Genomic DNA, 5,177 nt, shown 5'->3' with positions numbered 1-5,177 from the left:
CGACTTCAGTCGTTTCCGGCGTTTGTAGTAACGACTTCAGTCGTTTCCGGCGTTTGTAGTAACGACTTCAGTCGTTTCCGGCGTTTGTAGTAACGACTTCAGTCGTTTCCGGCGTTTGTAGTAACGACTTCAGTCGTTTCTTCAAGAAAAACTCGCCGGATGTCAAACGCATCCCACTGTTTGCCACTCGTACAAGATATCAGTTTCTGTGAACCCGGAAACGACTGAAGTCGTTACTACGAACTTAAGAGCACGACTGAAGTTTTTACTACGAACTTAAGAGTACGACTGAAGTCGTTACTACGAACAATCAGAAACGACTGAAGTCGTTACTACGAACAATCAGAAACGACTGAAGTTGTTACTACGAACAATCAGAAACGACTGAAGTCGTTACTACGAACAATCAGAAACGACTGAAGTTGTTACTACGAACTTAAGAGTACGACTGAAGTCGTTACTACGAGCAATAAGAAACGACTGAACGTTACTACGAACTTGAATTAAATATTGTAGTTCCCTGGCCGAAATTGTAGCGGGTGGCGGTGGGGAGGGACTGGGATGCTGTGTGATGCTTAGTTGAAATCTTGTCCTGTTGGGGTTTTAGGCGTGGCACCCAACAGGAACAGAAATCAGAAATACGCAACCGAGGCGGAAGGAAAGACGAGAAGCAGTTTCATCGGTGGAATTGGCGATCCTGGGGGTCATTCTGCCATGAGATAGGGCGGCAGTCAGGTGGGTTGGAGGCCAGCGATCGCAAGGGTTGTCAAAAATCAAACGTTTTCCAGTTAATTGACTGATAAGTTTACCACCGAGTAGACCGTTCGCGGAAGCTTTCTAGGGAGGATAGGCGATCGGGAAGATCCCGCAGCATTTTCTCCATTTCCATTTCTTCTTTCTCCCAACCATTGCGACGACAAACGTCGTTGCGAGAGTCGGTTCGATAGGTCCGCGATGGGGTTGCAGACCCCTCAAGGGAGGTGGATTGATGTCGTTGGGCTTCAGACGTGGGGCCTAGCATAGCGTTATCCTCAATAATGACGGTTTAAGGTATTGGGGTTTATCCTACTGGATTATGTCCTTCTTCTTCTTAGTTTTCCCGATTTTGAGCTTAAATCAGCATTTTTTTAAAAATCATTAATCCCCGTAGGGGATCAAGTTAAAATTCCTCCGGGGATACTTGACAAGGGTGGAGATTTACCTCTACTTAACTTGAGGATAGTCAGCAGATAACCAAAAGAAAGCCCGATATTGTTGCCGATCGCCGGGATTATTTTTAGACTTGAGTCAGGCTCAAACCGTCTGAGGATTGCTGGGAACTGTCACGCAAACTTCATACCCATTTCACACGAACGCAATATGGCCTGGATATATTAATCACTAGCTGGACGCAAGCAATGCCACAGGATTAGAGCGTTGACACCCTCTGATGCTCACGGCGCATTTCGTTTGGTTTGGTTCTTATGTCAGAGTTAAGTACAACCAACCTCAATCCTTGCATTCATTCCAAAGATCGCTGGGTGAATGTCAGGATGGGTTACACCTAAAAATCATGCCCTCATGTCACATTTCTAACCCCTCCAGGCCCTCTGGGGGGTTTTTTGTGGGTGCGATCGCCTCAGTTATTTTGGAGGGCGATCGCAAGGAGTCAGAAAACCCAGTATTCTAGCCGGAATTTTTGAATCCCTTAATACTGCGGTACCGACGGATCCACCTCTTGACTCCAGGCGGTAATTCCACCTTTGAGGTTCGTTCCTTCGATCCCTGCTTCCTTCAAAATTCCCAAAGCTTTAGCCGATCGCCCGCCCATTTTGCAGTGAGCAATCAAACGATGACCATTGGCTAATTCTTTCACCTTCTCCACACCCTTTCCTTGTTCAATATCCGGTAGAGGGACCAGAACTGAACCGGGAATTTGAGCAATTTCATACTCGTTCGGGTTGCGAACATCAATCAGCACAAAATCTGTTGCACCACTGTCCATCAGTTGCTTGAGTTCAGTGGCGGTCATTTCTGAAATTTCCATTTGTTGTTGAGCCTCCGCTGCTTTTGCTTGAGGAATTCCGCAAAACTGTTCATAATCAATCAGTTCTTCAATCACGGGACGAACTGGATTGGGTCGCAATTTCAGCTCTCGGAATTTCATATCCAAAGCATTATAAAGCAAGAGCCGCCCGCTCAGGGTAGTTCCGGCACCCGTAATAATTTTTACGGTTTCTGTCGCTTGAATCACCCCAATTATTCCCGGGAGAATGCCTAAAACGCCCCCTTCGGCACAGGAAGGGACCATTCCTGGCGGTGGCGGTTCCGGGTATAAGTCGCGGTAGTTGGGACCGCCTTGATAATTAAACACCGTTGCCTGACCTTCAAAGCGGTAAATGGAACCATAGACGTTCGGTTTATCCAACAAGACGCAGGCATCGTTGACTAAGTACCGCGTGGGGAAGTTGTCGGTGCCATCGACGACAATATCGTAGGGTTTGAGGATATCGAGGGCATTTTCTGCACTTAACCGGGTGTTGTAGAGGTCAACTTGGCAGAAGGGATTAATTTCCAGAATACGGTTTTTCGCGGATTCGATTTTGGGTTTGTTGACCCAGGAGGTACCGTGGATGACTTGTCGTTGCAGGTTGGAGGTATCCACGACATCGAAATCGACGATGCCAATGCGTCCGACACCGGCAGCAGCTAAATATAGCAACAAGGGTGCACCGAGACCTCCGGTGCCGATACAAAGGACGCTGGCGGCTTTTAGGCGCTTTTGTCCTTCTACGCCAATTTCGGGTAAGATTAAATGGCGGGAGTAGCGTTCGTAATCGTCTGAGTTTAACTGGATTTCGTCCAGATTGGGATTTAACATGGCAGTGTTGCTCGGGCAGGGCAAACTCCTATTTTATCTAAATCTGTTGACAATGTTTGGCTCAGGGCGATCGCCGCAAACTTTCTTAACGCCAAACTGGAAATTCTTGCCCCTTTTAGGATTCAGCCGTTACAATCACTAGGGGTTCGGGTTGGAAGTGATGGGTTTCGTCTAAAGACCAATTGCTCAGTTGGGTGGCTTGGCCTTGTTCTACGGAGACGATAATATAGGAGTATTCTGACCAAGCATATTCGCGATCGCACTCCGAGGGAATCGCGGGATAGTCGGGATGGGAGTGATAAATGCCGATAATTTTAAGCTGGCGATCGCGTCCTTGTTTCTGCGCTCGCAGTAGGTCTTTTGGATGTATAACATATCGGCGTTCTTTTGTCAAGGTTGCTGGGGCGGATAATTCCCCTGCGGTTTCTGGACTCCAGGCATTTTCGGTTTCCCAGATTTCCACCACTGTTTTACCTGTGGGGGTAGTCTCACCTAACAGCAACCCACAGCACTCTTCGGGATAGGTGCGTTCGGCATGGGTGCGAATGGTGGCCGCGTGAGTTGCAGTTACAGTGAGAATCATCCCTTGATTTTAAATTATCGCCTCTGGACTTGTATTTTACCACTACCAGGGACTACCAATCATGGTAAATCCGGCCCAATAATAGGGGTGAGATAAATCGGTATTCTCCACTCCTACTAAATCCGCAGGCAGTTGTACCCCCCGCAAAACTCCAGTCCCCCGCAGTTCGCCTTCGGTAATCTTGACCTCTCCTCGCAGGAGAGATAATTGAGCGTTTTGTAACGCTTCAGCTTTGATGGGTACTTCTGCCAAATGTTGATAAAATTCGGTCATTAGTGCCAAAGTTCCCTCATCACTAACATACCATAAAGATGCCAAGGCGGATTTAACCCCAGCAGCAAGTGCTAAACCTGCAAATCCTAATTCGGCAGTTTCATCACCGACGGCAGTCCGACAAGCACTGAGTACCAATAACTCAACTTGGGGATTGTTCCATCCTAGGGTTCTTAATTCGTCCAGGTAAAGTTGTTCGTTCCAGAGTTGGATAAATGAATTCTTTTGTTCACCGGGGTTAAATTCGGCGTGAGTTGCTAAGTGGATGATTTGATAGGGATATTCTTGGCGTTTGGCAATTAAATTGGTGCGAGTAAAGGATTCATTGAGCAATGCTTGACCCTGCCAGAGTTCTTCGGCGATGGTGGAGAGTTCTAAGGGGACGGCAGGTAAAGCATTCAGTTGGGTAAACTGACTTGCACCCATTGCTAACACGCGACTGTTGCGAAGGGGAATGTAACGCATATCGGTCAAACTGATGCTGGGAATCAGGGCGATCGCATATTGTTCAACCAGAAATTTTTCCCCATCATGTAAAGCAGCAATGGGAAGACCCCGTAATCCAGCATCCATACTAAACAGTAAGGTATCAATATTTTGTGCTGCTAATTCCTCTTGAATGGGAGCAATTAACCATTGATACAGGGTTTGTGCGTGGATTAAATATTGCTTGGTACTGCGGAAACGAGGATTAGAAATTTGCTGACGTAATTCTAATGCCGTTTCTAGGATTGCTTGCCGATTTGCTTCCGGAACTGTTTTCCGAATGGGAGTTCCTTCCGTTGTAACAACCACGATTTCTAATTGATCCGGCAATAATAACGTATAGACGATCGCCGGTTTGGTGTCGGTTTGTTGGGTAATGTTTCTCAAGGTATCCCGAATGCTTTCGGTGGATTGGACGGGTTGTTGAGACAGATCCGTCCCTAAGTAAGTGGCAAATTGCTGATCCTGAAGGCGATCGAGTTGTAAGACAGCATTACTGACATTTCCCACCTCTAGGGATTGGGTAATATTTGCCACATTCATGGGGATGGGTGGGGGTGCAACTTCTCCCGGTGGCAGATTGCTGTCTGGAGGAGGGGGATTCTCCCCGGGAGGTTGTGAAGGGGGTGTATTGGGTGCAGGTTGAGGGGCGATCGCCTCTGAACTGCTGGGATTTGGGCCAGCAGGCGCAAGTGTGACAGACGATTGTCCCCCCGGTTCAGATGGAGGGGAGAGGGGTTCTATGGTCAAAATAGGGGGTGGAGAAACAATCTCCGGACCATTAGGACTGGCGATCGCTGGGGTGGGATTGCTTAGGCGATCGAGGTTGCCATTGGGTTGCGCTTGGATAGGTTGCTGCTGTTGAGGGGGGGATGGCGGTTGCATTCCGCCTGTTGGGGGTTGTTGCATTCCGCCTGTTGGGGGTTGTTGCATTCCGCCTGTTGCTGGCGGTTGTTGCATTCCTCCTGTTGCTGG

At 48.1% G+C, this 5,177-nt stretch carries 5 protein-coding genes; all 5 read right to left on the bottom strand.

Features of this window, described 5'->3' with window-relative positions; translation table 11 throughout:
* Positions 1 to 603: 603 nt before the first annotated feature.
* Positions 604 to 777: a hypothetical protein gene (locus NG833_RS29135; protein ID WP_254568762.1), complete on the bottom strand. Its 174-nt coding sequence runs from the start codon at positions 775 to 777 to the stop codon at positions 604 to 606.
* Between the two features lie 28 nt (positions 778 to 805).
* A complete protein-coding gene (locus tag NG833_RS29130) occupies positions 806 to 1,021 on the bottom strand; it encodes a hypothetical protein (RefSeq protein ID WP_254568761.1) in 216 nt (71 codons plus the stop codon).
* A 666-nt stretch (positions 1,022 to 1,687) separates the two neighbouring features.
* Complete coding sequence (gene moeB, locus NG833_RS29125) at positions 1,688 to 2,860, bottom strand: molybdopterin-synthase adenylyltransferase MoeB (protein WP_254568760.1); 1,173 nt, start codon at positions 2,858 to 2,860, stop codon at positions 1,688 to 1,690.
* Between the two features lie 115 nt (positions 2,861 to 2,975).
* Complete coding sequence (locus NG833_RS29120) at positions 2,976 to 3,443, bottom strand: Mov34/MPN/PAD-1 family protein (protein ID WP_254568759.1); 468 nt, start codon at positions 3,441 to 3,443, stop codon at positions 2,976 to 2,978.
* Between the two features lie 42 nt (positions 3,444 to 3,485).
* Positions 3,486 to 5,177 (bottom strand): CHAT domain-containing protein (locus tag NG833_RS29115; protein WP_254568758.1); only part of this gene is annotated, 1,692 nt, incomplete at its 5' end.

Source organism: Oscillatoria sp. HE19RPO, assembly GCF_024220515.1.
Taxonomy (GTDB): domain Bacteria; phylum Cyanobacteriota; class Cyanobacteriia; order Cyanobacteriales; family Laspinemataceae; genus Laspinema.
The sequence above is the reverse complement of the archived record's forward strand: the minus strand, read 5'-3'. Positions and strand labels throughout refer to the sequence as shown.

Coding starts and splice junctions, on each gene's coding strand:
- moeB (WP_254568760.1), bottom strand. CDS start 2,860: ATGTTAAATCCCAATCTGGACGAAATCCAGTTAAACTCAGACGATTAC.
- NG833_RS29120 (WP_254568759.1), bottom strand. CDS start 3,443: ATGATTCTCACTGTAACTGCAACTCACGCGGCCACCATTCGCACCCAT.
- NG833_RS29130 (WP_254568761.1), bottom strand. CDS start 1,021: ATGCTAGGCCCCACGTCTGAAGCCCAACGACATCAATCCACCTCCCTT.